At 33.7% G+C, this 1,783-nt stretch carries 2 protein-coding genes; both read right to left on the reverse strand.

Annotation, left to right across the window (positions count from 1 at the left end; genetic code table 11):
• On the reverse strand, positions 1 to 1,450 hold a 1,450-nt coding region (locus I6E24_RS16090; RefSeq protein ID WP_235329705.1), incomplete at its 3' end, for a contractile injection system protein, VgrG/Pvc8 family.
• Positions 1,451 to 1,466: 16 nt separating this feature from the next.
• On the reverse strand, positions 1,467 to 1,783 hold a 317-nt coding region (locus I6E24_RS16095), incomplete at its 5' end, for a hypothetical protein (RefSeq protein WP_235329707.1).

The raw sequence follows: 1,783 nt of genomic DNA on the forward strand, positions 1-1,783 counted from the left end.
GATATAAATTATATGACATTAGACTGCCACCTGGATATTCAAGTGTAGCTGTTGAAGAATCATTGGTAATTAATTCTCCAAACACAAAATCTTTCCCAGTACTATACATCCATTCCCCAAATCGTACTGCCAACATACTGATAAAAGCATAGTCAGTTTGATTGTATTGTACTATATAAGGTATTTTTTCCTTAAACCTTGGATTTATTTTCCCATTAATTTCCTTATATGAATTCAGTACACTTGTAACTATATCTGCTAAAGTCATATTTTCAAAAGAACGACAGTGTGGTGCATTCTGTAAAAGAACATCCATCGATGCAACAGTGACTCTAGCATATTGAGTACTAGCAGTATTTCTTGAAGCGGAGACATCTATTATCATCCCCTTAAATTCAAAAGCTTTTTGAGGTTGGGCAGAACTTTCGTCAATACTTGTCTTTACAGTTGAAACATTGATTTCGAACGTCTTTCCAATAATTTGAGTTATGTCTGCAAAAACCACATCCGATTGTGTCTCAATTTTTTCATTCTTCTCTAATGAAAAATTCAATATCATCGGTCGCAGTAATTCCTGAGAAAGGGAATATTCACTCAACTTGTATTTATTCCCGTTAATTGAGCAAATTGAGTTTTGTTGTGAGTAGTTTCCATCAAGAATTACATTGATTTCGTGTATCATATCGGCACTGAAATCATCACTGTCAGTCTTGAAATCAGTCTTGGTATCTGTATTATTTAGTGATGTATTTGAATTTATTGCAGTTTTTTCTTGCAGCTTGTTAGATTTTGTATCATATATTGACGTATCGTTTTCAACTAAGCTTATGGGTGCTGCTCCCCCTGTAGGTACTCCATCTACTGAATTGTTAACTTTTTTGCTGATTTCCCCAGCAGTAATACCAGCCAATACTGGAATTCCACTATTACCAAAATTCTCACCAAAAACAGACGTTCCATTGCCGAAATTTCCAATGCCATCCAGAATAGGATGTTTACTATTAGTGCCCAACATGTCACTAATACCTTTTCCTGCTCGTGAAATATTCTTTAGTGTCTCCCCAAACTGTTTTACTCCATTTGAAATTTGTTTTAAACCATCTTCCAGTTTTTGTCGTGCCTGTTCAGGATTTCTCCAGCTTCCTTTAAATGAATCGACAGCACTAAAAAATGATGAAACACTGCTAATACCTGTTGCTGCTCCGTTTTTTATACCTCCAAAAGCATCAAATGTACCTGGGACGAATTCCTTTTTGGCAAAATCCGCAAGTTTATTCTGCTTATTACCATACTTATCACGATAATCTCCAATCTTTGCGAAATCATCCCATGTCTTCTTTATATCATTGACTGCTTTACTCGTTTCTTGTACAGAGACATGTCCTTGGCTAAGGTCTTCATCAACTTGTTTTACGTTTTTATAAACGTTGTTTATTGTATTAAAAGGCATATTGATCTTTCTGTTATTATTTTAACAGGTTCTTGTTCCCATCTATCAATGCATCTATTGATTTTTTAAGATTATCAACCTCCTTTTTGAGTTTTTTAAGTGTAGTATCATCATTGTACCATTCATTCTGTATCCTATCTTCATTTTTATTTATTTCATGATACAATCTGATAACATTATTATTGGACTCTTGCAAGGCAGAAGTGGTTTTCCGCAAATTTTCATTAGTCTTTTCATCATCAGAAGTCTCAATTATTTGTTCAAATTCTTTCCTTATGACAAAAAGAATGTAAGTTAAATCTGCAAGGTTTGATTTTAATGATTTTATAATAT

Source organism: Bacteroides caecigallinarum (assembly GCF_021530995.1).
In the GTDB taxonomy this organism is placed as follows: Bacteria; Bacteroidota; Bacteroidia; order Bacteroidales; family Bacteroidaceae; genus Phocaeicola; species Phocaeicola faecigallinarum.